The organism is Caballeronia sp. M23-90 (assembly GCF_053574605.1).
The window spans coordinates 1-245 of record NZ_JBSIPA010001089.1; the positions used below are offsets into that span (position 1 = coordinate 1).

At 60.8% G+C, this 245-nt stretch carries 1 pseudogene; it reads right to left on the reverse strand.

The features are described 5' to 3' along the window. A pseudogene (locus ACRXB1_RS37925) lies at positions 1-245 on the reverse strand (ISNCY family transposase); the annotation flags it as partial.

The following is a 245-nucleotide window of genomic DNA, read 5'->3' on the forward strand; positions in this document are numbered from 1 at the left end:
AAGGTCGATTCGGTCGCGGTGAAGTGCAACGTCATCAGTTGGCTTGTGGCATCGTCAATAAACACCAGCAGCGTGCACGCTGGCGCCCGGTCTTCAAACCACCGGTGATCGCTACCATCGATCTGGATCAGCTCGCCCAGACAAGACCGCCGGTTCCTCGGCTGATGGATCTTGGGCGGGCGCTGCTTGCGTGGAATCCACAGGCCGGCGTCGGTCATCAGGTGGCGAACCGTCTCTGCGGCTAA